The sequence below is a fragment of the Mesorhizobium sp. CA6 genome (genome assembly GCF_020165035.1).
Lineage (GTDB): Bacteria > Pseudomonadota > Alphaproteobacteria > Rhizobiales > Rhizobiaceae > Mesorhizobium.
Window position 1 is genome coordinate 432115 of the sequence record NZ_JAIUHI010000003.1, and the last position, 24046, is coordinate 456160.

Annotated in this window: 25 protein-coding genes and 1 pseudogene; 15 read left to right on the plus strand and 11 right to left on the minus strand. The window is 63.1% G+C overall.

Annotated features, from left to right (window positions below; translation table 11 throughout):
* Positions 1–80 precede the first annotated feature (80 nt).
* The gene (locus tag LB526_RS06530; protein ID WP_095766571.1) at positions 81–506 is read right to left on the minus strand and encodes a DUF3775 domain-containing protein; all 426 of its coding nucleotides are present in this window, start codon (positions 504–506) and stop codon (positions 81–83) included.
* Between the two features lie 178 nt (positions 507–684).
* On the opposite strand from LB526_RS06530, the gene LB526_RS06535 reads away from it, so the two are divergent.
* Both LB526_RS06535 and greA read left to right on the plus strand, forming a co-directional pair.
* Positions 685–1221: a tetratricopeptide repeat protein gene (locus LB526_RS06535; RefSeq protein WP_095766572.1), complete on the plus strand. Its 537-nt coding sequence runs from the start codon at positions 685–687 to the stop codon at positions 1219–1221.
* Between the two features lie 260 nt (positions 1222–1481).
* Complete coding sequence (greA, locus tag LB526_RS06540) at positions 1482–1955, plus strand: transcription elongation factor GreA (protein WP_095766573.1); 474 nt, start codon at positions 1482–1484, stop codon at positions 1953–1955.
* Positions 1956–2095: 140 nt separating this feature from the next.
* Here the strand turns inward: greA and waaC are convergent, their stop codons facing one another.
* From waaC to rfaD, 3 genes are read right to left on the minus strand one after another with little or no spacing between them, the layout of a single operon-like run.
* Positions 2096–3070 (minus strand): lipopolysaccharide heptosyltransferase I, encoded by a 975-nt coding sequence (waaC, locus tag LB526_RS06545; RefSeq protein WP_224626881.1) that lies wholly within the window; start codon positions 3068–3070, stop codon positions 2096–2098.
* A complete protein-coding gene (waaF, locus tag LB526_RS06550) occupies positions 3067–4074 on the minus strand; it encodes a lipopolysaccharide heptosyltransferase II (RefSeq protein ID WP_224626883.1) in 1008 nt (335 codons plus the stop codon). The genes waaC and waaF overlap by 4 nt, the downstream gene beginning before the upstream one ends.
* A complete protein-coding gene (rfaD, locus tag LB526_RS06555; RefSeq protein WP_224626885.1) occupies positions 4047–4997 on the minus strand; it encodes an ADP-glyceromanno-heptose 6-epimerase in 951 nt (316 codons plus the stop codon). The genes waaF and rfaD overlap by 28 nt, the downstream gene beginning before the upstream one ends.
* 141 nt (positions 4998–5138) lie before the next feature.
* Between rfaD and LB526_RS06560 the strand changes: the two genes are divergently transcribed.
* The 6 genes from LB526_RS06560 (at position 5139) to LB526_RS06585 (ending at position 9283) form a co-directional block, all read left to right on the plus strand.
* Entirely contained in the window at positions 5139–5375 is a 237-nt protein-coding gene (locus LB526_RS06560; protein WP_217575619.1) for a type II toxin-antitoxin system Phd/YefM family antitoxin, read from the plus strand.
* The gene (locus LB526_RS06565) at positions 5368–5781 is read left to right on the plus strand and encodes a hypothetical protein (protein WP_318012559.1); all 414 of its coding nucleotides are present in this window, start codon (positions 5368–5370) and stop codon (positions 5779–5781) included. Before LB526_RS06560 ends, LB526_RS06565 begins: the two co-directional genes overlap by 8 nt.
* 30 nt (positions 5782–5811) lie before the next feature.
* The gene (locus LB526_RS06570; RefSeq protein ID WP_224626945.1) at positions 5812–6444 is read left to right on the plus strand and encodes a LysE family translocator; all 633 of its coding nucleotides are present in this window, start codon (positions 5812–5814) and stop codon (positions 6442–6444) included.
* 152 nt (positions 6445–6596) lie between these two features.
* Positions 6597–8081 (plus strand): D-glycero-beta-D-manno-heptose-7-phosphate kinase, encoded by a 1485-nt coding sequence (gene rfaE1 / locus LB526_RS06575; RefSeq protein WP_224626889.1) that lies wholly within the window; start codon positions 6597–6599, stop codon positions 8079–8081.
* Positions 8082–8088: 7 nt separating this feature from the next.
* On the plus strand, positions 8089–8661 hold the full coding sequence (locus tag LB526_RS06580) for an SIS domain-containing protein (protein ID WP_224543137.1): 573 nt from the start codon (positions 8089–8091) through the stop codon (positions 8659–8661).
* Positions 8654–9283 carry a D-glycero-alpha-D-manno-heptose-1,7-bisphosphate 7-phosphatase gene (locus LB526_RS06585; RefSeq protein WP_224626890.1) on the plus strand — a complete coding sequence of 210 codons (630 nt, stop codon included), beginning with the start codon at positions 8654–8656 and terminating at the stop codon, positions 9281–9283. The genes LB526_RS06580 and LB526_RS06585 overlap by 8 nt, the downstream gene beginning before the upstream one ends.
* 68 nt (positions 9284–9351) lie before the next feature.
* Here LB526_RS06585 and LB526_RS06590 read toward each other — a convergent pair whose 3' ends face one another.
* A complete protein-coding gene (locus LB526_RS06590; RefSeq protein ID WP_224626892.1) occupies positions 9352–9828 on the minus strand; it encodes an Lrp/AsnC family transcriptional regulator in 477 nt (158 codons plus the stop codon).
* A gap of 275 nt (positions 9829–10103) precedes the next feature.
* On the opposite strand from LB526_RS06590, the gene trxB reads away from it, so the two are divergent.
* Both trxB and LB526_RS06600 read left to right on the plus strand, forming a co-directional pair.
* Positions 10104–11078 carry a thioredoxin-disulfide reductase gene (gene trxB / locus LB526_RS06595; RefSeq protein ID WP_224626895.1) on the plus strand — a complete coding sequence of 325 codons (975 nt, stop codon included), beginning with the start codon at positions 10104–10106 and terminating at the stop codon, positions 11076–11078.
* 70 nt (positions 11079–11148) lie between these two features.
* Positions 11149–12045, plus strand: coding sequence for a LysR family transcriptional regulator (locus tag LB526_RS06600; RefSeq protein ID WP_095766582.1), 897 nt, complete (start codon positions 11149–11151; stop codon positions 12043–12045).
* Positions 12046–12191: 146 nt separating this feature from the next.
* Here LB526_RS06600 and LB526_RS06605 read toward each other — a convergent pair whose 3' ends face one another.
* The 3 genes from LB526_RS06605 to LB526_RS06615 form a co-directional block, all read right to left on the minus strand.
* Positions 12192–12689 (minus strand): methyltransferase family protein, encoded by a 498-nt coding sequence (locus LB526_RS06605; RefSeq protein ID WP_224626898.1) that lies wholly within the window; start codon positions 12687–12689, stop codon positions 12192–12194.
* Between the two features lie 784 nt (positions 12690–13473).
* Positions 13474–15522 carry an elongation factor G gene (locus tag LB526_RS06610; RefSeq protein WP_224626900.1) on the minus strand — a complete coding sequence of 683 codons (2049 nt, stop codon included), beginning with the start codon at positions 15520–15522 and terminating at the stop codon, positions 13474–13476.
* Between the two features lie 322 nt (positions 15523–15844).
* Entirely contained in the window at positions 15845–16702 is an 858-nt protein-coding gene (locus LB526_RS06615) for an alpha/beta fold hydrolase (RefSeq protein ID WP_224626902.1), read from the minus strand.
* A 122-nt stretch (positions 16703–16824) separates the two neighbouring features.
* Between LB526_RS06615 and LB526_RS06620 the strand changes: the two genes are divergently transcribed.
* Positions 16825–17403 carry a methyltransferase family protein gene (locus tag LB526_RS06620; protein WP_224551624.1) on the plus strand — a complete coding sequence of 193 codons (579 nt, stop codon included), beginning with the start codon at positions 16825–16827 and terminating at the stop codon, positions 17401–17403.
* A 9-nt stretch (positions 17404–17412) separates the two neighbouring features.
* Here the strand turns inward: LB526_RS06620 and LB526_RS06625 are convergent.
* Together LB526_RS06625 and LB526_RS06630 are read right to left on the minus strand one after the other, a co-directional pair.
* Positions 17413–17571: pseudogene (locus LB526_RS06625) on the minus strand (aspartate transaminase); the annotation flags it as partial.
* 79 nt (positions 17572–17650) lie between these two features.
* Positions 17651–19180: a putative bifunctional diguanylate cyclase/phosphodiesterase gene (locus LB526_RS06630; RefSeq protein ID WP_224626903.1), complete on the minus strand. Its 1530-nt coding sequence runs from the start codon at positions 19178–19180 to the stop codon at positions 17651–17653.
* A 298-nt stretch (positions 19181–19478) separates the two neighbouring features.
* On the opposite strand from LB526_RS06630, the gene LB526_RS06635 reads away from it, so the two are divergent.
* Positions 19479–19874: a cupin domain-containing protein gene (locus LB526_RS06635; RefSeq protein WP_224531327.1), complete on the plus strand. Its 396-nt coding sequence runs from the start codon at positions 19479–19481 to the stop codon at positions 19872–19874.
* A gap of 55 nt (positions 19875–19929) precedes the next feature.
* Here LB526_RS06635 and LB526_RS06640 read toward each other — a convergent pair whose 3' ends face one another.
* Positions 19930–21132, minus strand: coding sequence for a pyridoxal phosphate-dependent aminotransferase (locus tag LB526_RS06640; protein WP_140838564.1), 1203 nt, complete (start codon positions 21130–21132; stop codon positions 19930–19932).
* Between the two features lie 219 nt (positions 21133–21351).
* On the opposite strand from LB526_RS06640, the gene LB526_RS06645 reads away from it, so the two are divergent.
* The 3 genes from LB526_RS06645 to LB526_RS06655 all read left to right on the plus strand — a co-directional run bounded on the left by LB526_RS06645 (position 21352) and on the right by LB526_RS06655 (position 23909).
* Positions 21352–22254, plus strand: coding sequence for an EAL domain-containing protein (locus LB526_RS06645; RefSeq protein WP_224531331.1), 903 nt, complete (start codon positions 21352–21354; stop codon positions 22252–22254).
* Positions 22251–23111, plus strand: coding sequence for an EAL domain-containing protein (locus LB526_RS06650; protein WP_140838560.1), 861 nt, complete (start codon positions 22251–22253; stop codon positions 23109–23111). The genes LB526_RS06645 and LB526_RS06650 overlap by 4 nt, the downstream gene beginning before the upstream one ends.
* A 189-nt stretch (positions 23112–23300) precedes the next feature.
* Positions 23301–23909 (plus strand): glutathione S-transferase family protein, encoded by a 609-nt coding sequence (locus LB526_RS06655; protein ID WP_224531334.1) that lies wholly within the window; start codon positions 23301–23303, stop codon positions 23907–23909.
* Positions 23910–24046: the final 137 nt, after the last annotated feature.

A 24046-nucleotide genomic window follows, 5' to 3' on the forward strand; every position in this document is an offset into this window, starting at 1 on the left:
GCCATCGCCCGGAAACGGCGGTCGCGGTGCGAAGTTGCCTGTATCGGCTGCCTTGCCGATCACAATCGGTTACCGGCGCGTTACGCGCCGATGGCTTCAAGGCCTTCCTCCAGCCAGTCGGCAAGCATCGGCAGCCCGAGCAGATATTTGGCCACGCGCTTCCTGGGGCGCTCCCTGGCGGCGGCCACCGCGTCCGTCCATTCGGATGCCTCATAGTCACCGCGCCCGACCCAGGCGAGCGCGATGAGCTCGGCCGCTTCGTCGATATTGAGATCGTTGATCAGCTCGCGCAATTCTTCCCCGGTCAGGTCTTCCGAGGCTTCCTCGACAAGGCCGTCATGATGGTGGCTGTCATGTGTGTCGCCGTCGAACTCGACCTCGTGCTCAGCGCCGTCATCATAGTCCTCGTTGACGGCAGCACTCAGCGCCTTCGCCTTGAGGATGAACAGGCGCACCGTGTCCGGATCGATCGAAAGTTCCCACTCCTTCTCGAGGCGCTGCTGCACGGTCCTTCTCCACGTGATGCGCTTGGTCCGATGATAGCGGAATTAAAGCGCGCGTCACGTCCGCAGCTATCGGCTTCTGTCCGGCCCGTTCAAAATAGTTCGGTAGTCGCCCGCATTTCGGGATGAAACCGCGCCAAGGCGGCGTTAATCTGGCATTGTCACACTCACGGAGGCTTCGATGCGCAGACGTTTGCTTGTTCAGGTCATGGCTATTGCGGCGCTGCCGCTGTTCGTTGCGCCGGCTTTTGCGGCTGGTGAAGGCGGCAGTAGCGGTGGCCAGACGACCACCACCTGCAAGAAGGGCGAGGTCTGGGACAAGAAGAAGAACAAATGCGTAAAGCCGCAATATGGCATGCTGGACGACGACAGCATCTACGAGGCCGGTCACGATCTGGCGATGGCCGGACGCTATGACGAAGCGATTTCGGTGCTGACGCTCGCCGCCAACAAGCAGGATCCGCGCATCCTCAATTATCTCGGCTATTCGCACCGCCATTCGGGCCGCGTCACGGTCGGCCTCGGCTATTACGAGGAAGCGCTGCGGATCGACCCGAATTACACGCTGGTGCGCGAATATCTCGGCGAGGCGCATCTGCAGATCGGCGATCTCGCCGGCGCGCAGCAGCAGCTCCAGGAAATCGAAAAGCGGACCGGCAAGGGCTCGCGCGAATACGGCATGCTGTCCGAGCAGATCGATCATTTCCTGAGGAGCTGAACAGGGCTCGAAGCCTCTCGAACCGGCTGCGGGCAATCGCAGCCGGTTTTTTATTGCTCGCCGTCAGCCCGGACCCGCGAAAGCGGTGATCATTTTGCCGAACTTCAATTTTTGGGCGTGAAAATCGCGCAAAGATCGCTATATTCAGGGAAATTGTGGTGAGACGGTTCCGTTAGCCCGAGGCTGCCGGACCGTTTTCTTTTTGTACCTATTGACAAGGTCCCTCCCGAAAACGGGGGTGGCGGCAGAAAGGTCAGGCTATGATCAAGGTCCCGATGACAGGCGAGGGGTTCGCGTCATTGAAGGAAGAGCTTCGCTGGCGCCAGCAGGAGGAACGGCCTCGCATCATCGAGGCGATTTCCGAAGCGCGCTCGCATGGCGACCTGTCCGAAAATGCCGAGTATCACGCGGCGAAAGAGTCGCAGAGCCTCAATGAAGGCCGTATCAACGAGCTCGAGGATCTGATCGCGCGTGCCGAGGTCATCGACGTCTCCAAGCTCAGCGGCGACAAGGTCAAGTTCGGCGCGACCGTCGTGCTCGTCGACGAGGACACCGAGGAAAAGAAGACCTATCAGATCGTCGGCGACCAGGAAGCGGACGTGAAGTCGGGCCGTATCTCGATTTCATCGCCGATCGCGCGTGCGCTGATCGGCAAAGAAGTCGGCGACGCGATCGAGGTCAATGCTCCGGGCGGCGCCCGAGGGTACGAGATCGTCCAGGTGCAGTTTATCTGAGGACCTTTTGATAATTCTACTCTGGCGGCCGACTAGCGTAGTTTTCTGCGCTTCCGGTGCTCACGTACTTTAAGTACGCTCCGCTCCGGTTCTCGAAAACTACGCCATTCGACTCGCCAGAGCGAATTCTGAAAAAGTCCTCACGCTGGCGCCTTTGAACTGAGCGCCAGCAGCCGCTCAGCCTCCACCATCACCTCAGCCGGCGTGACCCTGCCGCCCGCAGGCGCAAGCAAGGTCGATGCGAAAGGCCCGCGCGGGCCGGTGAGACCTGGCTCCGTCGCCAGGAAAATGGCGACCGTCGGCCGGCCGAAGGCGCTGGCGAGGTGGGTGAGGCCGGTGTCGGCGCCGATGACCAGCGCCGCGCGGCCAAGGATCGCGGCGACATCCGCGAGCGGCGATTTCGCAACCAGCACCGTCCCTCGCACCGCACTGGCAACGGCTTCCGCCACATTCTTTTCCGCCTCATTCGACCAAGTGACCACTGGTGTGAACTGCCGGTCGGTCAATCGGCGCGCGGTTTCGATCCAGTCCTCGATCGGCCATTTCTTGTCCTCGCGGCTGGTGCCGTGCAGCAGGAAGGCGGCTCTGCCTTTGATGCTAGGGAGATTGCCCGCCGGCGGCACGATGCCTGAGCGAAGCGTCGACAGGTCGGGCTGATAGCCAAGCGCCAGCCCGAACAGCCGTCTGGTGCGCTCGATGGCGTGCAGGTCGCGCGGCACCGCATATCTGTGTCGATAAAACAGCGTCGCCGACGGCTCGCGGGCGCTCGCCCGATCGAAGCCGGCAATCGGCGCGCCGGCCTGGATCGCGACCAAGGCCGATTTCAATAAGCCCTGCGCATCGATGACCAGATCGTAGCGGGAGGCGCGGAGCGCTCCGCGCAGTCCGGTCATCTCGCGCCACGTGGCTCCGTCGAGAAGCCGCTTGCGCCAGCGCCGGACCGCCACCTTGTGAATGGTGCCGATCGCCGGATGCAGAGCCACGATACCGACAAACGGCTCCTCCACGCACCAATCGAAACTGACATCAGGACGATGGCGCACCGCGTCCTCGATGGCGGGAAAAGTGTGGATGACATCGCCCATTGACGATGTCTTGACGATCAGCACTTTCATGCCGCTGCCGGAACCTTGAGCAAGCGGTCGGCCGCGGCGGTGACGCGCGCGACATCGAGCGTGTTCAGGCAGTTGAGATGGCCAAGCGGGCAGACCTTCTTATGGCAGGGCGAGCAGGACAGATGCAGCCAGATCAGCTCGGAGCGCTCGCTGAGCGGCGGCGTGTTTTCCGGCGAGGTCGAACCATAGACGGCAACGATCGGCGTGCCGACGGCGGCGGCGACATGCATCAGCCCGCTGTCGTTCGAGACCGCAAGCTTCGCCGCTGCGATCAGGTCGATGGCATCCTCCAGCCGCGTCTTGCCGGCAAGGTCGATTGCGCCTGGCGCAAGGGCTGCAATCTCGCCGGTCACGTCGGCATCGTTCTTCGAGCCGAGCAGCGCGACGCTCAAACCCTTGGCCATCATGTCCCGGGCCAGCCCAGCATAGCGATCGCTCGGCCAGCGTTTTGCCGGGCCGAATTCGGCGCCGGGCATGAGCGCCACGAATTTCTTCCCGGTCAGCCCGAGGCGCGCCAGCAGATCGGCCTGATTGGCCTTGTCGACGGTAAGACGCGGCGCGCGAAAAGTGCCGCCGCGCGCGAGGCCGAAATAGGCGCGTGCGGTGCGCCGTTTTAGCGCTTCCGGCAGCGGCACGACATCCGTCAGCAGGCCGTAGCGCATCTCGCGCAGATTGCCGACGCGATGTGGGATGCGGGCGAAGAACGGGATCAGCGCCGATTTCCAGCTCCCCGGCAGCACATAGGCCATGTCGTAGCGGCCGCGCAGCAGGCGGCCGAAGCGCCTGCGGCTGCGGAACTCGAGCGCTCCCGGCATCAACGGAAAGTCGATCTGGCTGCGTATCTCGGGCATGCGCTTGACCAGCGGGGCCGCCCATGCCGGCGCCAGCACGTCGATGGCCGCGTTCGGATGTTTTTCCTTCAGCGCCGCAAACAGGCACTGCGCCATGACCATGTCGCCCACCCAGCGTGGGCCGATCACGAGGATCGTTGGGCCTTCAGCCATTCGACATAGTCCCTGACGCCGGTTTCGACTGTGCGGAATTGGCCATTGTAGCCGGCCGCGCGCAAGCGGGACATATCAGCCTGCGTGAAACTCTGGTAGCTGCCCTTGAGATGGTCGGGGAAGGGGATGAATTCAATCTCGCCCTTGCCCAGGGTGTCGATCACCGTCTCGGCAATCGCCCGGAACGGCTGGGCGCGGCCGGTGCCGCAATTGAAGATGCCGCTCGCGCCGCGCTTCCACAGCCACAGATTGACGTCGGCCACATCGCCGACATGAATGAAGTCGCGGCTCTGCTCGCCGGGTCCGAAGTCGCCATAGGCGCCGAACAGCTTCGGGTTTTCGCCACGCTCGACCTGGTTGAACAGATGGAAGGCGACCGAGGCCATGGCGCCCTTATGCGCCTCGCGCGGCCCATAGACATTGAAATAGCGCAGGCCCGCCACTTGCGAATGATCGGTATCGAAGACGTTGCGGCGGACGTAGTCGTCGAACAACTTCTTCGAATAGGCATAGACGTTGAGGGGACGCTCGAACTCGGGCTCTTCGCGAAACTCGCTGCCGCCGCCATAGACCGAAGCCGACGAGGCGTAGAGGAAGGGCACGCGCAGCTTCAGGCAGGCATGCAGCAGCCGTTTCGAATAGGCGTAGTTCACCTCCATCATGAACTTGCCGTTCCACTCTGTGGTGGTCGAGCAGGCGCCTTGATGGAAGACGGCTTCGATGCGACCGAGCGCGCCGTCCTCGAGCCGGGCGAGAAAATCGTCCTTGTCGAAATAGTCGGCGATGCGAAGGTCGGCAAGGTTGGCGATCTTGTGGCCGTCGGTGAGATCGTCGACGACGACGATGTCGTCATGGCCCTCGGCATTGAGAGCGGCGACGATGTTGGAGCCGATCATGCCGGCGCCGCCCGTGACGATGATCATGATGGCCTCTGCTGCTTGCGATTCCGGCTCTTATAGGGGAGGCCAGTCGGGCTGTCGACAAAGCAGGCATCGTCCCGTCTTAGGTCGTTGAGCTTGTCTATTTCGTCTGTTTTGCCTATTTTGTACAAGATGGAGGACTTCATGAAGCAATACCCGTCTACTGATCTGAAACAAAATCTCGGTGACGTGCTTGCGGCCGCGAGCCAGCAGCCTGTCTCCATTACCCGTCACAACAAGCCGAGATATGTCCTAATGAGCATCGAGGCCTACGAGGCTCGCTTTGCCAACGACAGCCGTCGCGCTTACGCTGCCAAGGATGCTCCGTCAGACCATGTCGAGATGCTTGAGGAGTACGCTGCGGAGTTGGATCGTGATTAAGCCGGCTGCCGCCGACGTCTGGCGATATCCATATCTTTGGTATCGGCAGCATGGAGACGGCGAGACCGAAGGCCGCAAGAGACGGCCCGTTGCCTTCGTGGCCGTCCTTCCCGGGAAAGCCGGCGGCACGAACCTCTTCATCCTCGCAATCACCTCTACGCAACCGGGTCGCGATCGTGTTGCCGTTTCCGTTCCGGAAATCGAACGCCGCCGCGCCGGCCTTGACCCTATTCCTCTTTGGGTCATAGTCGACGAATACAATCACGATATCCTGGAATCGTCAGCCTATTTCGAGCCGGGCGCGCGCATCGGCGCGTTCAGTCCGTCATTCCACAAGAAAGTCATGGCTGCTTTCATTGCGGTTGTCCGCAAAGGTCAATCCAAAGCCATCCCGCGTGCGGACTGAACAGGCTGCGACCGGATCATGAGGGACAAGATGCCGTCGACCGAACTGCTCATCGCTTTTTTCGCCACCACCGCGGTCTTCGCCTATATCCCTGGCCCCGCCATGCTCTACGCCGCTGCGCAGACAATGGCGCGCGGCCGCTGGTCGGGGCTGACGGCGGCTCTCGGCATCCATCTCGGCGGCTATGTGCATGTCTTCGCGGCCGCCGCAGGACTGTCCGTCCTGTTTCACGCGGTGCCGCCGCTCTATCTTGCGGTCAAGCTCGTCGGCGCGCTCTATCTGATCTGGCTCGGCGTGTCTCTCTTCCGCAAGCGCGCGGACGGCGAGACGGAATTGCCCTTGATCGAGCGGAAATCGGCCCGTCGCGCTTTCTTCGAAAGCATCACCGTCGAGGTGCTCAATCCGAAAACGGCGATCTTCTTCATGGCGTTCCTGCCGCAATTCATCGATGCTTCGGCGGCGTTTCCGGTCTGGCTGCAGTTCGTCGTGCTTGGAACCATCGTCAACCTGATGTTCTCCTCCGCCGACGTCATGTGCGTATTCCTTGCCGGCGCGATGATCGCCCGGTTGCGGCGCTCGGGCCGCGCGCAGCGCCTGATGCAGCGCGCGGGCGGCGCCGTGCTGGTCGGCCTCGGCGTCCACGTCGCCCTGCAGAGAAGCTGATTGCCAACCCGGCTCCGGCTAAGGTCCGCGCCGGGCTGCCGTTGCGCTCGCCCGAATTGCGGTATATCGGCATCGCTTTGAACAGCCCGCGCCACAATTCCGGCGCTGAAATCTAATCAAGTCCGGCCGTCTTCAGGCATAGCTCGAGCGAGATGATCAAGCACCATCTGCCTTCTCCGGAACCTTTGCATCGCACCATCGCCCGGTTCGGCGACGTCACCGTGCTGGTGGTGGGCGATTTCATCCTGGACCGTTTCGTCAGCGGGGTGATCGAGCGCATCTCGCCGGAAGCTCCCATTCCCGTGCTGCGTGGAAAGGGCGAGGCGTTGAACATCGGCGGCGCCGGCAATGTCGTCTCCAACATCGTTTCGTTGGGCGCGGCCGCCATTCCCGTTTCGGTGATCGGTGCCGACCAGGCCGGCGACAATCTGATGCGCATGCTCAGCGAGATCGGCGTCGATACCGACGGGCTCCTGCAGCGCCAGGACCGCATGACCTCGTCGAAAAGCCGCTTCAGCGCGCTCAACCAGCAGGTGCTGCGGTTCGACGAGGAAGAGATCAAGCCGCTCACCGGGGCCGAGCGGGCGAAGCTCATCGATCATTTCCAGGCGGCGTTTGGCCGCGCCGACATCGTCATCCTCTCCGATTACGGCAAGGGCATCCTGCTCGACGGCGTCGCCGGCGAGCTGATCGCAATCTGCCGCGATGCCGGCAAGCCGGTGCTGGTCGATCCGAAGGGACGCGACTATGCGCGCTATGCCGGCGCCACGGCTGTGACGCCGAACCGCAAGGAGCTTGGCGAGGCGGTCGGGCGCAAGGTCTTCGGCGATGACGAGATCGTGGCGGCGGCGCGCGACCTGATCGCCACGCATGATTTCGAGTTCATCGTCGCCACGCGCAGCGAGAAGGGCATGAGCGTGGTCTCCGCCGAGGACGCCCGCCACATCTCCACCCAGGCGCGCGAAGTCTTCGACGTCTCCGGTGCCGGCGACACGGTCATCGCGAGTTTCGCGCTGTCGCTCGCCGCCGGCGCCGACCGGGTGCATGCGGCGGTCATCGCCAACGCGGCCGGCGGTGTCGTGGTCGGCAAGCGCGGCACGGCGCGGCTCAACGTCGAGGAGCTATCCGGCGCGCTGTTCCGCTCGCACGGGCCGACGGCTCATACCGATGCCATCCTCGATTTCAATGCCGCGGCCAGGATGGTCGCTGCCTGGAAGGAAGAGGGGCTGACCGTCGGCTTCACCAATGGCTGCTTCGACATCCTGCATGCCGGCCATGTCAGCCTGCTGCATGCCGCGCGCAGCCAGTGCGACCGGCTGGTGCTCGGTCTCAACAGCGACGCCTCGGTGCACCGGCTGAAAGGGCCGGGGCGCCCGGTCAACAACCAGCATGACCGCGCCTGCGTGCTGGCGGCACTTGCCTCTGTCGACGCCGTCGTCGTCTTCGAGGAGGACACGCCGCTGAAGCTCATCGAGGCGCTTTTGCCGGACATTCTGGTCAAGGGCGCGGATTACACGGTCGAGACCGTGGTCGGCGCCGACGTGGTGCAGAAGGCGGGCGGGCGCGTGGTGCTGGTCGATCTCGTCGCCGGCAAGAGCACGACGAACACGATCGGCAAGCTGCGTGCCGCAAACTGAGGATCTCATGTCAGATTTGAACGACTACCTGGTCCGCTCCGCGGCGGCGATATCGGCGATGGTCGAGCGCGACCTCACCGACGAGATGGAACGCGCGGTGAGCACCGTGGTGACGGCGCTGTCGCAAGGCAAGGCGCTGCTGATCTGCGGCAATGGCGGCTCGGCCAGCGACGCCATCCACATCGCCGGCGAGCTGGTCGGCCGCTTCCTGAAGGAGCGCAAGGCCTATAACGTCATCGCGCTGCCGGCCAACGCCGCGGTGCTGACCGCCTGGGGCAACGACTACGGCTTCGACACCGTGTTCTCGCGCCAGGTCGAGGCGCATGGATCGGAAGGCGCGGTGCTGCTCGCCATTTCCACCAGCGGCAATTCGCCGAGCATCCTTGCCGCCGCCGAGCAGGCGCGGGCGATGGGCATGACGGTTATCAGCCTCACCGGCGAGACCGGCGGCAAGCTCAAGCCGCTGACGGATATCCTGCTCAACGTGCCGTCGACCTCGACGCCGATCATTCAGCAGGGGCATTTGTGCCTCTATCACCATCTGTGCGAGGCTGTCGAAGCGCGTCTCAGCAATGGCTGAAAGCGACGGCTTTCCACTGGCCGGGCCGGGCCTTTGGGTCGAGCGGGTCGGTGACAGGACGTTTCCGGCCGGCCGGCCGGCGCTGTTCCTCGATCGCGACGGCACCATCAATGTCGATACCGGCTATCCAGACGTTCCGGCGACCATGGTGCTGCGCGACGGCATCGCGCCGGTCATCGAGGCCGCGAACGAGCACGGTATTCCGGTCGTTGTCGTCACCAACCAGTCCGGCATCGCGCGCGGCTATTTCGGCTGGGACGCGTTCGCGCGGGTCAACGGGCGCGTGCTCGAGCTGCTGGCCGAGCAAAACGCGTTTGTCGACATGGTGCTGGCTTGCGCCTACCACGAAGCCGGTTCAGGTCCTCTCGCCATTACCGATCACCCGATGCGCAAGCCCAATCCGGGCATGCTGCTCGAGGCGGGGCGCCGCCTCGGCCTCGACCTAAAGCGATCGCTGATCGTCGGCGACAAGCCGGCCGACATGGAAGCTGGTCGGCGCGCCGGCCTCATACGTGGCTGGCTCGTCGACGGCGAAGCCTCGATGATAAGCGGGCTTTCGGTTTCGCGGTTCCGCGACACCACGGACCTTGAGGGACTGCTTGCCGCGATACGGTCGCTCTGATCGCGGATTGATTCAAAACCCGGTGCTAAGGCCTTGTTCGCGCGGGCGAATTTCTGGAAGCCGGCACATTAAGTTGGAAAAGCCACCAGCCCTTCATCCTTGACGCGGCGGATGGTCAAGGCCGTACGCACGGTGTCCACATTCGGGGCCGAAGCCAGTTCCTCGATGACGAAGGTCTGGAAGGTGCCGAGGTCGCTCGCCACGCAATGCAGCAGGAAATCGGATTCGCCCGAAACCATCCAGGCGTCGCGCACGATCGGCCAGCCGCGCGTGCGCTCGGCGAAGGTCTTCAGCTCGGCATCGGCCTGATGATGCAAGCCGATCAGGCAGAAGGCGACGACATCCATGCCGAGCGCCGGCGCATTCAGGAGGGCGCGGTAGCCGCGGATGAAGCCGGCCTCTTCCAGCCGCCTGACACGGCGCAGGCAGGGCGGCGCCGAAATGCCGACCCGGTTGGACAATTCGACATTGGTCATGCGGCCGTCACCCTGCAGCTCGCGCAGGATCTTCCAGTCGATGGCATCGAGATCGGCTTTGAGCGGCATGGACGGCTTTCGCGCAAGAATCTTTCGCGATTTTGTAATTTGGTTTCGCCTGGGAGGCCATCCCTTTACGATGATTTTCTCCTTCTTTTGATGCATGCGGTGATGCCAGAGCCGCGCATACCTCCGGATTACATGCATCGGTGAGGGGCGGCGATATGCCCGATATGCGAGGAACGAAGCTTTCCGGGGACGAAAGCCAACTTGCCTTGCTGGTCTCACGGGCAACACTTACATTAGCCGCGACAAACCACGGCTGCGCGCCGCAGGGGACTTTCATGAACACCAAACATGCGCCCGTTCTCATCATCGGTTCCGGCCCGGCCGGCTACACGGCGGCGGTCTATGCCGCGCGCGCCATGCTGAAGCCGATGCTGGTCGCCGGCCTGCAGCAGGGCGGCCAATTGATGATCACCACCGACGTGGAAAACTATCCGGGCTTCGCCGATCCGATCCAGGGTCCCTGGCTGATGGAGCAGATGCTCAAGCAGGCCGAGCATGTCGGCACCGACATCATCAACGACATCATCACCGAGGTCGATCTCAATGTGCGGCCGTTCCGCGCCACAGGCGATTCCGGCACCGTCTACACCGCGGACGCCTTGATCATCGCCACCGGCGCGCAGGCGAAATGGCTGGGCATCCCGTCGGAGCAGACCTTCATGGGGTTCGGCGTTTCGGCCTGCGCCACCTGCGACGGCTTCTTCTATCGCGGCAAGGACGTCGCGGTGGTTGGCGGCGGCAATTCGGCGGTCGAGGAGGCGCTCTATCTGTCGAACCTCGCCAAGAGCGTCACCGTCATCCACCGGCGCGGCGATTTCCGCGCCGAGCGCATCCTGCGCGAGCGACTGCTCAAGAAGGACAATGTCCGCGTCATCTGGGACACGGTCGTCGACGAGATCACCGGACGGCCGGGCAAGGCGCCGCTGCCGCCCTCAGTCGAGGGCCTGACGCTGCGCAACGTGGTGACCGGCGAGGAATCGAAGCTGCCGGTCGACGGCGTGTTCGTTGCGATCGGCCATGCGCCGGCGGTCGAGCTCTTCGCGGGCAAGCTGAAGCAGAAGCCGAACGGCTACCTGTGGACGGCGCCTGATTCCACCCGCACCGACGTGCCCGGCGTGTTCGCCGCCGGCGACGTCACCGACGACGTCTACCGGCAGGCGGTGACGGCGGCCGGGCTTGGCTGCATGGCGGCGCTCGAGGCGGAAAAATATCTGGCGGGCATCGAGGTTCACCGCGAAGCGGCGGAATGACAATCGGCTGAAAGAGCCGTTTAAAAGCCTGATTTTTCATTCAGACGCCAAAGGCAACGCGAGGGGAATCATGGCGCTGGACTGGGACAAGCTACGCGTTTTTCACGCAGCGGCGGAGGCTGGGTCGTTCACCCATGCCGCCGAGACGCTGCATCTGTCGCAATCGGCCATTTCGCGGCAGGTCAGCGCGCTTGAGCACGACGTCGGCGTTGCACTGTTCCACCGCCATGCGCGCGGCCTGGTGCTGACCGAGCAGGGCGAGATGCTGTTCCGCACGGCGCATGACGTGCTGATGAAGCTGGAAACCATCAAGACGCGGCTGACCGAAACCAAGGATCGGCCGTCGGGCGTGCTCAGGGTGACGACCACGGTCGGCCTGGGCGCCGGCTGGCTGACCGAGCGCGTGCAGGAATTCATTGAGCTCTATCCCGAGATCAGCCTGCAGCTGATCCTGGCCAATGAGGAGCTCGATCTCACCATGCGCCAGGCCGATTGCGCGATCCGGCTGCGCCAGCCACAGCAGCCCGACCTTATCCAGCGCCGGCTGTTCACGGTGCATTTCCACCTCTATGCGGCGCCGTCCTATATCGCCAAGTTCGGCAGGCCGGCCTCGATCGCCGAGCTCAGGAACCACCGCATCGTCACTTTCGGCCTGCCGGTGCCCTCGCATCTGTCGGAGCTGAACTGGCTGGAGACGGTCGGCGATTTCGAGGGCGGGCAGCGGGTGCCGACGCTGCAGATCAACGACATCCTGTCGATCAAGCGGGCAGTGCAGGGCGGCGCCGGCATCGCCATGCTGCCGGACTACGTGATCAACAAGGACACGAACCTGGTGCAGCTGCTGCCGGAGACCGAGGTGCCGTCCTTCGACACCTATTTCGCCTATCCCGACGCGATGAAGAACCAGGCGAAGCTGCACGTGTTTCGCGACTTTATCATCGCCAAGGCGCGCAGCTGGTCTTACTGAATATTCAGGTGAGGCCGGCCTGCGAACGGCAGGCTCCTGCGCTTCCGGTACTCACGTACTGAAGTACGCTCCGTTCCGGTTCTCGGAGCCTACCGTTCTCGACTCGGCCTGACCTGAATATCGGCACCCCTCTCGGAAAGGGCGGCTTATCCGCGCCAGGGTTTCAGGCGCGGCAGCCAGCCGGGCACGGCGCGGCGGTAGACCTCGTATTCTTCGCCATAGCGGTTGGCGAGCGTCGGCTCTTCATAGAGCTTGACGAAGGAGATCATCGCCGCCGCGGCGATGAGGCCGTAGACCAGCACCGCCCAACTCGAAAAGATCAGCGCCTGGCCAAGGATGATCGACAACACCGCCACATACATGGGATTGCGCACATGGCGGTAGACGCCGCCGACGACCAGTTTCTCGGTCGGAGCCACGGGAGCGGGCGTGCCCAGGCCCTCGAGGGCAAAGCGGGCGAAGGCATGAAGCAGGATGGCGGCCGCTCCGATCACAAGAATCGAGCCCACAGCCACGAAGCCCGGCAGGGCCGACAGAGGTTTGCGATAATGGTCGGTCAGCAGCCACGGCGCCAAGCCGGCGACGACGCCCGGCGCTGCGACCAGGAACAGCGCGCTGCCGGCGATTGCTGAAAAAGTTCGCATCATCAGTCTCCTGCCGTAAAAATAAACTCGGCCTGCCGAAATCGACATCATTTCGCCGACTCGCATATTTCTGAGCAAAATCGGCTCGGTTTGCTTTTAAGCAGTCGCTTTAGCGCCGGAAACGCGTCGGAATCGGCGACTTTTCTGGTCCTATGGCTTCGAGGAACAGGTTGGACCACAGCCTGCGTCTTTTTGCATGCGTGTGTTGCAAAATAGATGCTTGTTTCTTGGGCATGATGAGCACATATATAGTCGCATCTCCGGGGCGCGTTCTCCTCCCATTAGCGCCCTCGAGTGTTCCCCTCTGGAGGTTAGCCTTAATCGGCACTTCCAATCAAACTCAGCCGGATCTTTATTGATCCGGCTTTTTTGTTGCCCGCATGCCTTCGAGCTGGCAAGAAAACGACTGAATCCACCGCGTAACAGTGACATGTAACATCGGGTAACATGTCGCAGACCCACTCTATCGTTTAAGTAGACGATAGGACGCGGTTGGTCGGTTCGGGAGATGGGGGCATCACTCGAAAGACCGGGCTCAGGCAAGCACCGCGTCCGAACCTTTTTACGGATGCGGCGGACCAGCCGTTGCCTCCCAGGAGAACGGTCCGCAATAGGAACGGCGTCCGGATCATCCGGACGCCGCTTTCATATCTCCAACAGAAGCCTGCCAGCAGGTCGACCTGCTCGTGCGTTTCACCGTTTCACGGAAATGGCGAACCGCACTATCTCCTTGTTCTTACGCAATTCCGGACGGAAAACCGCTCACACTTTTCCCGGAATTGCTCTAGGCCGCTTTACCGTTGGCGTTCATCGCTTCGTCGGCCAGCCGGCCGGTGAGCTCGGCCATGTGATCGAAAGTGGCCTTGTAGCTGGCGACGCCGGCGGTCGCCGAGCGCAGCTCGATGATCAGATCGCCGATTTCGGCCTGCGGCATGGTCGCCTCGACGACGTCCCAGCCGGGCCAGTCGGGCCTTGCGTCATAGCCGAGGATCTGGCCGCGCCGCTGCGGGATCAGCGCGATGATCTTGGAGGTCGCGTCGGAGGGCGTGACGATCTCGACCTTCATGATCGGCTCAAGCAGGACCGGCGAACAGGCGGCCATCCCTTCCTTCATCGCGAGCTTCGCCGCCATCTGGAAGGCCATGTCGGAGGAATCGACCGCGTGGTAGGAACCATCCGACAGATTGACGGCGACATCGACGACCGGAAAGCCGAGCGGGCCTGTCTTCAGATAGTCGCGAATGCCGGTCTCCACCGATTGGATGTAGGTTTTCGGCACCACGCCGCCGGTGATGGTGTCGGAGAACTGGAAGCCGGACCCGCGCGGTAGCGGCTTGATCTCGATCACCACGTCGCCGAACTGGCCGTGGCCGCCGGACTGCTTCTTGTGGCGGCCGCGCTGTTGCGCCGATTTGCGGATCGTCTCCCGGTAAGGCACCGCCGGGGTATGGCCCTCGATCGGGATCTGGTTCTTGCCTTCGAGGCGCTCGCGCACCACGCGCAGATGCATCTCGCCGTGACCCGACAGGACGGTTTCGGCGGAGTCCTGGTTGTGGCGCAGGCTGAGCGATGGATCTTCTTCGGCAAGCCGCTGGATCGCCGCCGACATCTTGACCTCGTCCTTGCGCTCCTTGGGGCGAAGCGCGAAGGCGAAGACCGGCTGCGGCGGCTCCAGCGTGACCAATGGCCGGATGCCGCCCTTGGCCGAGCTCAGCGTCTGGCCGGTCTTGACGTTGTCGAGCTTGCCAAGCGCAACCGTGTCGCCCGCCTTGGCGGATGTCAGCTTCGACTGGTCCTTGCCGAGCATCCTGTAGATGCCGGAAACCTTCGCCGTGTCGCCGTTGGAAAGGAAGAGCTCGGCTGCGTCGGCCAGTTGGCCCGAGAGCACGCGCGACACCGAAAGCTTGCCGCCATGCGCGGTGTGAATGGTCTTCATCACCTGCACTACCGTCTGGCCGTCCGGCGCGCCAAGGCGCGTCCGCGTCGCCTCGACATCCGGCGCGTCATGGCGGATGGCTTTCAACAGGCGCAGCACGCCGTTGCCCTTCTCGGCCGTGCCGATCAGCACCGGCGTCACCGCGCCGACGCGCAGATCGGCCGAGAGATCGTCGAAGATAGCGTCCTTCGGCGGCTCGATCTCCTCCAGCAACTGCTCCATCAGGTGATCGTCATGATCGGCGAGCGTCTCCAGCATGGAGAAACGGGCTTCCAGCTCGCGCGCCTTGTCGTCGTTCGGGATCTCGGCAACCTGGCTCTCGGCGTATTCGCGATAGATGTAGGCGCGTTCCAGCGCCAGATCGATCGAGCCGATGACGATGCCGTCCTTGCGCACCGGAATCTGGCGCAGCAGCAGCGGTACCGTGCTTGCCGGCTGCAGCATCTTCAGCGTCTCGCGCACGCCCGCGACCGCCTTGTCGACCTTGTTGAGGAACAGGATGCGCGGAATGGCGAGATCGTCGAGCTTGCGCATGATGAGCTGCAGCGCCGGGATCTTCTTCTCATCGGCCTCGGCGACGACGACCGCGAGGTCGCAAGCGGCAAGCACGGGTTCGGCCTCGAAGGCGAATTCGATGGAGCCGGGACAGTCGACGAAAGTGATCTGCTCGCCCATGAAATCGGTGGTGGCGAAGGTCGCCTCGACGCTCATGGCGTGGGCGCGTGCCTCCGGCGAATGGTCGGAAACGGTGTTGCCCGATGAAACTGGTGACTGGCGGGGAATGGCGCCCGTGCGGGCGAGGATGGCTTCGAGAAGTGTCGTCTTACCGCTTGCGAAGGGACCGACTATGGCAATGCATTTCGGTCCCGTGCGTCGTCCTCCGGCGCGAGTACCCATGGCTGAACCTCCACTCAGGCGTTTCCCAAGAGAGCGATCAGCAAAAGTGGAAACCGGTTTGCGTCCGATCGCACCCTATGCAGAGCGGCGGCCGGCCTGTTCGGCCGTCGCGGGCGGGTTTTCACCTCTTCCCAAAACCATCGTCACACGGGTTTATCGGGAGGGCAAGAAAAATAGGACGTTCGCCGGCTTGGGTTTCGTCAGGTCGCGATTTCCTGTTCGTCAGCCCGTGAGGGCAAGACCGCAGCCGTTAAAAGCCAAGCCGGCACCTGCCAATTGGGCCGTCCGCGAGAAGCCGGAATCGGAAGATGTCAATAAAGGCTCAGCCGGCCTCGGTTCGGCGCACCGGCATGACTGCGCTCTGCTTCACTACCTTCTCGGCAAAGCGTGACAGCAGCGGATTGAATAGGTCCGGCTTTTCCCAGAAAGGTGCATGGCCGGCGCCGGATATGACATGGCACCGTTCCCACAGCGAGGCGTAGGCCACTGTCTCGAAGTAGCTCAGCCGCACGAGCGGGTCATGCTCTCCATTGATCACCGCGACCGGGAAGGGGGCATTCTCGACCACCTGCTTCTGGTCGGCGCCCTTGCCGGCAAACATGCCGAACGCCACGCCCGAGCGCAGCCTGCCGTCGGTGCGCCTTATGGCCTCGCGGAAAGACGGACTTGCGCTGCCGCCGAAGCAAAACGCCTCAAAGCGCTCGATGTCGCGTTCGGAGTAAACTTTCTTGGAGGTGAGCAGCATGTCCCAGTTGGCATGAAAGCCACGCAGCATGCCGAGCGGCCCCCTCGACACCGGCGGCGCCCCGGTCAACACCAGACCGTTCACCGCGTGATGGAAGCTGGCAAGTTCAATCGCTACATGGCCGCCAAGCGACCAGCCGAAGATGATGGCGTGGCCGATGTTGAGGGCATCGAGAAGGCGGGCTGTGGTCTGGGCTAGGCCGGTGATCGTATAGGTTGCGGCCGGGTCGCGAGCATCGGAGGAGTCGCCATGGCCGGGAAGGTCGAAAGCGATCAGCCGGTGGGCATCGGCGAGCGGACTGTCGAACTGACGCGCAAAGACGGCGCGCGAACTGCCCGAGCCGTGGATCATGACGATGGGCATGCCGGAACCAGACGACTGGCTGAGGCGCAAATCGGCCTGCGGCGTACGGGTCGTGCGGTCAGTGACGCTCATGCTGGATTAGATCCTCGGATGTGGCTGGTGGCCAACATCGCATCCGGGGCTCTATATCTTCTTTAAGCATGTGGTTAAGAGAGGGTTCCTGGAAATAAGCGGCCGGCGTGGCTACCGGCTGGATGGCAGCACCGGCGGAAACCCCTACGATGGAACCACTCCTCGATCTTCTTGTCTCGATTTGCAGCATCGCGACCATTGGCCAATATGTCTGGTCGATGCGGGCGCATTTCCAATTGCAGGCCATGTTTCCAGGCGCCATGGTGATTTCGGCAGCGGTGATTGCTACGACTTTTTTCTTTCTCGCCATCCTGTGGATCCAATCGCAGCCGGTTCCGGCAAAGCTCGCCGGGCTCGCCGTCGAACTGGCAAGCTCTGCCCTCTTCTGGTGGGCGATCGTCACCTCGCGGAAGGCGCGGCTGCACTTCGCCTTCGCGCCCGACAATCCGCACAGCTTGCTGACCGGTGGCCCCTATCGCTACATCCGCCACCCTTTCTACTCGTCATACATCATCTTCTGGATTGGATGGGGGATCGCGACCTGGTCGATCTGGGCGGTGGTGCCGGTCGCCGGGATCGCCGTCCTCTATGTGGTTGCGGCGCTGGGCGAAGAAAAGAAATTTTCGCGGACGCCATTGGCGGGCGATTACCAGGCCTATCGCGGTCGAGCCGGCCTGTTCTGGCCGCGGCTGGGGTGGTAGCCGACAAGTGATGCCGGAGACCGGCGGGTATTTCGTCTCGCCGCGGCGGATCGCCTCGATCGCCGCGTTCTTGATGTTGTCGGGCGTATCGAAGTCCGGCTCGCCGGCGCCGAGGCCGATCGCGTCACGACCGGCATTTTTCAGGGTTTCACCTCTTCCCAAAGCCATCGTCACGCGGGTTTGTCGGGAGGGCAAGAAAAATAGGACGTTCGCCGGCTTGGGTTCAGCAGGCCGCCATTTTTGCTTGTCAGGCTGTGAGGGCGAGCGGTTCGCGGGCGGCGGCACATAACGCGCTTGCCTTGTCGCGCGGCGCCGGCCTGCCGAAGAAATAGCCCTGGAAGCGGCTGCAGCCGGCCGTCCGGGCAAGCGCGAATTCCTCCGCGGTTTCGACGCCTTCCGCGACGATGGCGATGTCCTGGATGCGGGCGATCTGCGCAAGCGCAGACACGAAGATCTGCGCCACCTGGTCGTGGGCGAGGCTGCGGATATAGGAGCGATCGATCTTGACGCTGTCGATGGGCAGCGACTTCAGGTAGTTGAAGCCGCAATGGCCGGTGCCGAAGTCGTCGAGGGCGATGTGGAAGCCGAGGCCGCGCAGTGCCTCGAGGCGCCTGAGAACCTCGGGCGTCGCGGCCGTCGCCACCGTCTCGGTGATCTCGATGATGAACTGCGACGCGGACCGGCCGGTCTCGCGCAGGACCCGGTCGCACATCGTCACGATCTCGTCGCGCTTCAGCTGCTCGCCGGAGACGTTGATCGAGATGCGCCGTCCGGGAAAATGCCCGATATCGGCGCAGGCCCGCTTGAAGACCCATTCGCCGATCATGTCGATCAGCGTCGAACGCTCGGCGATCGGGATGAATTCCGACGGCGAGATCAAGCTGCGCACGGGATGACGCCAGCGGATCAATCCTTCCAGTGCGTCGACCGAGCCGTCGGGATCGACGATCGGCTGGTAGTGCAGTTCCAATTCGCCGAGATAGATTGCGGCGCGCAGCTCGCGTTCCACCAGCCGGCGATAGCGTTTGTCAGACAGCATCTCCTCGTCGAAAACGGTGACGCGGCCGCGGCCGCCCGCCTTGCTCTCGTAGAGCGCGAGATCGGCCAGCAGCATCAATTCAGTGCCGTTCGAAGCGTGCAACGGCGCGAGCGCGACGCCCACCGAGATCGACAGGGGAATGATCTTGCCTTCATGTCTCTTGCCGGCCCGCATCGCATGCAGCAGCCGGCGCGCGTCCTTGCCGATACTGGCGACGTCGCCATGCGGAACCATGATGCCGAACTCGTCGCCGCCGAGCCGGCCGATGACGCCGTCCTCGAAGATGCGCTGCGCTTCCGCGACCAGATGCGCCAGCGCCAGATCGCCGAACTGATGGCCGAATGTATCGTTGAGCTGCTTGAAATGATCGAGGTCGATCAAAAGCACGCTTGCCTGGCGGCGATTGCGCGAGCCGCTCAGCCAATCGCCCAACGCTTCGATGAAGTAGCGCCGGGTCATGGCGCCTGTCATGGCATCGACAGTGAGGAAGCGATGCTTCTCGGCCTCGGCGTCCGCCGCCGATTGCAGGCGCTGGACGACGTTCGAGCGCATATACATCAACACCAGAAGCGCCAATAAGGTCGAAGTCACCGACACCGCGAGCGCGCCGGCGCGGGAGGCGTTCTCCGTCAGCGCGAAAGCCGCAAGCCCGGTGGTGGCGATGCTCATCACGAGCAACGCCTGGATGCCGCGATAGATACGGCCGCTGTGATCTTTGATTGTCGCCAAGATACTCATGTCCGCGCCCCCACAGCACGCGACATGGCTAGGACCTCAGCCGTTAAGAAACGCTGAGCTTGGCCGCTGCCTGGATCTATTCCTTTGCTTCTGAGTGGAGATCGCGATTTTATGGTTAAAAAGCAACTATTTGTGACGGTTCTCTGACATTCTAATGCTGCAATCCGCCCGCTGCGCGAATGAGAAATCGAGGTTGCCGCCCGGTAACGGCTCAAAGCCAGTTGCAACGGTCTCCCGACGAGGTGAAACTACCGCGTGAGACGCCGCGCGGGGCGCTTTGTTCGAGAGGATCTGAACGATGAAGCTCATTGCGTGCGGCAGCGTGCCGACGATCATCGCGCCGGAGACATATTTCACCGGGCGGGTGCTGCAGACGCCGATCATCGAGAAAGAGGCGCCGGCGCGGCTCAGGGCGACGCTGGTCAGCTTCGAGCCCGGCGCGCGCACCCATTGGCACACGCATCCGCTTGGACAGACACTCTATGTCACCGCCGGCGCCGGCCTGGCGCAAAGCTGGGGCGGCCCCGTGCAGGAGATCAGGGCAGGGGATGTCGTTTCCTTCGCGCCGGGCGAAAAACACTGGCATGGCGCCGGCCGGAAAACCGCCATGACACACATCGCCATGCAGGAGGCGCTGGACGGCGTCCACGCCGACTGGCTGGAGCAGGTTTCCGAGGAGCAATATGGCGGCTGATCGGCGTCCAAGAAAAACCCGGCGCGGCGCCGGGTTCTTCTTGCCGGCTGGCCGATCAGGTCAGCGACGCGGTGAAGCGCTGGATGCGCGTGCAGGCTTCTTCCAGCAAGGCGTCCGACGTGGCGTAGGAAATGCGGAAGTTCGGTCCGAGGCCGAAGGCCGAGCCGAACACCACCGCGACACCTTCGGCCTCCAGCAGTTCGGAGCAGAAGGCCTCGTCATTGTCGATCACCTTGCCCGTCTTGGTCTTCTTGCCGATCAGCTGGGCGCAGGACGGATAGACATAGAAGGCGCCTTCCGGCGACGGGCAGGAGATGCCCCGCGCCTGGTTGAGCATCGAGACCACGAGGTCGCGCCGGCCCTGGAAGATCGCCTTGTTCCTGGCGATGAAATCCTGCGGCCCGTTGAGCGCCTCGACCGAAGCCCATTGCGCGATGGTGCAGGCGCCCGAGGTCTGCTGGCCCTGGATCATGTCCATCGCCTTGATCAGCGGCACCGGGCCGGCGGCGTAGCCGATGCGCCAGCCGGTCATGGCGTAGGCTTTCGACACGCCGTTCATGGTCAGCGTGCGCTCATAGAGGTTCGGCTCGACCTCGGCGATGGTCTTGAAGACGAAATCGCCATAGGTCAGGTGCTCATACATGTCGTCGGTCAAGGTCCAGACATGCGGATGCTTGAGCAGCACGTCGGCCAGCGCCCGCAGCTCGGCCTCCGTGTAGGCGGCGCCCGACGGGTTCGACGGCGAGTTCATCAGCAGCCATTTGGTCTTCGGCGTGATCGCCTTTTCCAGCACTTGCGGCGTGAGCTTGAAGCCGTTGTCGATCGAGGTGTCGGCGAACACCGAGGTGCCGCCGCAGATCGCCACCATTTCGGGATAGCTCACCCAGTAGGGGCGCGGGATGACGACCTCGTCGCCCGGGTTCAGCGTCGCCATGAAGGCGTTGAACAGGATCTGCTTGCCGCCGGTGCCGACGATGGTCTGCTCCGGCCGGTAGTCGAGATTGTTCTCCCGCTTGAATTTTTTCGCGATCGCCTCGCGCAACGGCACGATGCCGGAAACCGGCGGATATTTGGTCTCGCCGCGGCGGATCGCCTCGATCGCCGCGTTCTTGATGTTGTCGGGCGTATCGAAGTCCGGCTCGCCGGCGCCGAGGCCGATCACGTCACGGCCGGCATTTTTCAGCTCGCGCGCTTTCTGCGTCACCGCGATGGTCGCGGAAGGCTTAACGCGGGAAAGGGCGTCGGCGAGAAAGGCCATGACGAAATGTCTCCTAGGAAAAGCGGCCAGGAGCGGCCGCGGCGCTTCTCATGTCGCATCATGGCGCGGAGCGCAAGCATTGTGCGATGAGCCAGAGGTCAAGGAGGCGTGACCCAAGTCAGCCTGCGTGAGCGGCAACGCTAAATTCATCAACGGCCGGTAAACCCTTGGCTGGCAGGATCGCAGATCGGATTGCGACTATTCGCGGAGCGAGAAACCTTGTCGCGCAGCATCGGGCTCGCCCACATCATCCGTCATGATGACGGCACCTCGACCGGTGTCTGGGGCATCTATACGTTGCAGAGCGCGTTCCAGCCGATTTTCGCCTTCAAGCAGGGCAAGCTCTCGGTCGTCGCTTTCGAAGGGCTGATCCGGCCGTTCCGCGATGGCGAGCCGCAGTCGCCGGGGACATTTTTCGGCACCTGCCCGGCGGCCGACCGGCTGCATATCGAGGCGCTGACGCGCACGCTGCATCTTCTGAACGCCGGCGCCTGCCTGCCGCACGAGGCCTCTATCTTCGTCAATTTCGACCCGTCGGTCTTCACCGATCGTCACATCGCCGACAAGGCCCTGCGCGACATGCGGCTGGTGCTGCACGAAGCCGGCATCGATCCGCGCCGCATCGTCTGCGAGGTCACCGAGCAGAAATCGGCTTCGCAGGAAGCGCTCTACGGCTTCGTCGAGGCGCTGAGGGCCAATGGCTTCAGTATCGCGGTGGACGACTATGGCGCCGATGATTCCGACATCAATCGGATCAAGGAACTCAAGCCAGACATCGTCAAATTCGATGCGAATTGGATCACCCATCTGATGGAGTCCGGCGCCGGCTTCGCCTTGCTGACGGCGATGGTGCAAAGTTTCGAGAACCAGGGCATCCGCACCGTCTTCGAAGGTATTGAGGAAGGCTGGCAGTTGGAGCTCGCCGAGAGGTCCGGCGCCTCCATGGTGCAGGGCTACGTGCTTGCCCGGCCGGAATTTGCCCCCACCAGCTTTCGCGTCTTCGGCAAGGGCGCGCAGCAGCCTTCGAGCGAAGACAGCAAGGCACAGGCCGCCGCAAGCCCGGCGGCCCCAACGCTGCACGGACGGCCGGCAAGGGTGTTCGGGCGCAAGGTCGCGCCATGAGCGGACAATCAGACAGGCGGCGCAACGTCGCCGAGGCGATCTTCGCCGACGAGATCGGCCTCCAGTTCGGCGTCTATGGCGAGTACCGGCTGTGGAGCGCCTATCAGCCGATCTTCGCGCCGGAGGGCAGGGTGCTCAGAGCCGTCGCCGTCGAGGGGCTGATCGAGCCGCGCCGCGTCGCGCAGCCGGTAGCCGCTTCGGTCTTCTTCGGCAGCATTCCCGCGTCCGACCTTCTGTTTGTCGAAACGATGTGCCGGATGCTGCATCTCGGCAATTACCGCAACATCGGCGTCGAGGGATTGACGCTGTTCTTCAACTATAATCCGACCATCAACGACCATCTCGGACGGGCGCTCGCCGAGATCCGGCTGATGACCAGGCATCTCGGCGATCTGGAGCTCGAGCCCAGCCTGCTGGTCTGCGAGATCACCGAACAGGCAGCCGATGACCAGGTTCTTGCCAGCCTGGTGCGCGAAATGCGGCGCGACGGCATCCGCATCGCCATCGACGATTTCGGTACGGGGCATTCGACCGAAGCGCGAATCGATCTGCTCGCACCCGACATCGTCAAGATCGACGGCGCCTGGTTTGGCGAGCTCTGCCGCCATGCCGCCGCCGAACGCTTCTTCCGGCCGTTGGTGGCAATGCTGCATGAGCGCGGCGCCAAAGTGCTGGTCGAGGGCATCGAGAATGCACAGCACTTGCGCGTCGCGCTCGAGGGCGGCGTCGACCTGCTGCAAGGCTTCCATCTCGCCCGCCCGGCGCTCGCCGGCACGGTCTTCAAGGAAGAACCGCTTTCCATCGACGCTCTCATCGACGCCGGCAACAAGGTCGTGCCCCTGCATCAGCATCGCTGATGCTCGATCCAAAGACGCATCAGCATCGCTGATGCTCGATCCAAAAGACGCATCAGCATCGCTGATGCAGAGAAAAAAAATATCAGCGCCGCTGATGGTTCTTCTTGAAAACAAATCACTGGATGGTCTCGCCTGGGCGCGTTAGAGCCGTGCTGAAATGAGCTTCAGGCGACGCGCGAGGTATGTGCGATGATCCTTTACGACATGGCCGACAGTGGCAATTGCTATAAGCCGCGGCTGTTGATGGCCAAGCTCGGCATTCCTTTCACCCGGGTCGAGGTGAGCTCGCATACCGGCGAGACACGCAAACCAGACTACGTCGCCAAGAATCCGAACGCGATGGTGCCGATGCTCGAGCTCGACGACGGCAGGCGTATCGCCGAGAGCAACGCCATCCTGCTCTATCTTGCCGAAGGCACGCGCTTCCTGCCGGCTGACAAGTATGAACGCGCGCTGGCTTACCAATGGCTGTTCTTCGAGCAATACAGCCATGAGCCCTATATCGCGGTGCGCAAGGCGCTTTTGACTTTTCCGGAACGGGCGAAGGACGCCACGCCTGAACGATTGGCGCAGACGCTGGAGCGAGGCAACAAGGCGCTCGGCGTGATGAACCAGCATCTGGAGCGGAACGAATTCTTCGCCGGCAACGCCTACAGCGTCGCGGACATCGCCTTATACGCCTATACCCACACCGCCGGGATGGGCGGCTTCCAGCTCGACGCCTATCCGGCGGTCGCCGCCTGGTTGAAGCGCGTCGAGGCGGATAAGGGGCATGTGCCGATCGAGTGGGTGCCTTAAGGCAGCGCCGGCGATCGGCGAAAGGCTGGGGACAGCTTCCTTCTCCCGTTCACGGGGAGAAGATGGCGGCAGCCAGATGAGGGGCTGCGCCGGCCTTACTAAGTCAGCCAAAATGACAGTCCTGAGACGTTGGCGCT

What these genes read in the sequence shown, in the direction of transcription:
- LB526_RS06535 (WP_095766572.1), top strand. Translation starts at nt 685, where the DNA reads ATGCGCAGACGTTTGCTTGTTCAGGTCATGGCTATTGCGGCGCTGCCG.
- greA (WP_095766573.1), top strand. Translation starts at nt 1,482, where the DNA reads ATGATCAAGGTCCCGATGACAGGCGAGGGGTTCGCGTCATTGAAGGAA.
- waaC (WP_224626881.1), bottom strand. Translation starts at nt 3,070, where the DNA reads ATGAAAGTGCTGATCGTCAAGACATCGTCAATGGGCGATGTCATCCAC.
- waaF (WP_224626883.1), bottom strand. Translation starts at nt 4,074, where the DNA reads ATGGCTGAAGGCCCAACGATCCTCGTGATCGGCCCACGCTGGGTGGGC.
- rfaD (WP_224626885.1), bottom strand. Translation starts at nt 4,997, where the DNA reads ATGATCATCGTCACGGGCGGCGCCGGCATGATCGGCTCCAACATCGTC.
- LB526_RS06560 (WP_217575619.1), top strand. Translation starts at nt 5,139, where the DNA reads ATGAAGCAATACCCGTCTACTGATCTGAAACAAAATCTCGGTGACGTG.
- LB526_RS06570 (WP_224626945.1), top strand. Translation starts at nt 5,812, where the DNA reads ATGCCGTCGACCGAACTGCTCATCGCTTTTTTCGCCACCACCGCGGTC.
- rfaE1 (WP_224626889.1), top strand. Translation starts at nt 6,597, where the DNA reads ATGATCAAGCACCATCTGCCTTCTCCGGAACCTTTGCATCGCACCATC.
- LB526_RS06580 (WP_224543137.1), top strand. Translation starts at nt 8,089, where the DNA reads ATGTCAGATTTGAACGACTACCTGGTCCGCTCCGCGGCGGCGATATCG.
- LB526_RS06585 (WP_224626890.1), top strand. Translation starts at nt 8,654, where the DNA reads ATGGCTGAAAGCGACGGCTTTCCACTGGCCGGGCCGGGCCTTTGGGTC.
- LB526_RS06590 (WP_224626892.1), bottom strand. Translation starts at nt 9,828, where the DNA reads ATGCCGCTCAAAGCCGATCTCGATGCCATCGACTGGAAGATCCTGCGC.
- trxB (WP_224626895.1), top strand. Translation starts at nt 10,104, where the DNA reads ATGAACACCAAACATGCGCCCGTTCTCATCATCGGTTCCGGCCCGGCC.
- LB526_RS06600 (WP_095766582.1), top strand. Translation starts at nt 11,149, where the DNA reads ATGGCGCTGGACTGGGACAAGCTACGCGTTTTTCACGCAGCGGCGGAG.
- LB526_RS06605 (WP_224626898.1), bottom strand. Translation starts at nt 12,689, where the DNA reads ATGCGAACTTTTTCAGCAATCGCCGGCAGCGCGCTGTTCCTGGTCGCA.
- LB526_RS06610 (WP_224626900.1), bottom strand. Translation starts at nt 15,522, where the DNA reads ATGGGTACTCGCGCCGGAGGACGACGCACGGGACCGAAATGCATTGCC.
- LB526_RS06615 (WP_224626902.1), bottom strand. Translation starts at nt 16,702, where the DNA reads ATGAGCGTCACTGACCGCACGACCCGTACGCCGCAGGCCGATTTGCGC.
- LB526_RS06620 (WP_224551624.1), top strand. Translation starts at nt 16,825, where the DNA reads ATGGCAGCACCGGCGGAAACCCCTACGATGGAACCACTCCTCGATCTT.
- LB526_RS06630 (WP_224626903.1), bottom strand. Translation starts at nt 19,180, where the DNA reads ATGAGTATCTTGGCGACAATCAAAGATCACAGCGGCCGTATCTATCGC.
- LB526_RS06635 (WP_224531327.1), top strand. Translation starts at nt 19,479, where the DNA reads ATGAAGCTCATTGCGTGCGGCAGCGTGCCGACGATCATCGCGCCGGAG.
- LB526_RS06640 (WP_140838564.1), bottom strand. Translation starts at nt 21,132, where the DNA reads ATGGCCTTTCTCGCCGACGCCCTTTCCCGCGTTAAGCCTTCCGCGACC.
- LB526_RS06650 (WP_140838560.1), top strand. Translation starts at nt 22,251, where the DNA reads ATGAGCGGACAATCAGACAGGCGGCGCAACGTCGCCGAGGCGATCTTC.
- LB526_RS06655 (WP_224531334.1), top strand. Translation starts at nt 23,301, where the DNA reads ATGATCCTTTACGACATGGCCGACAGTGGCAATTGCTATAAGCCGCGG.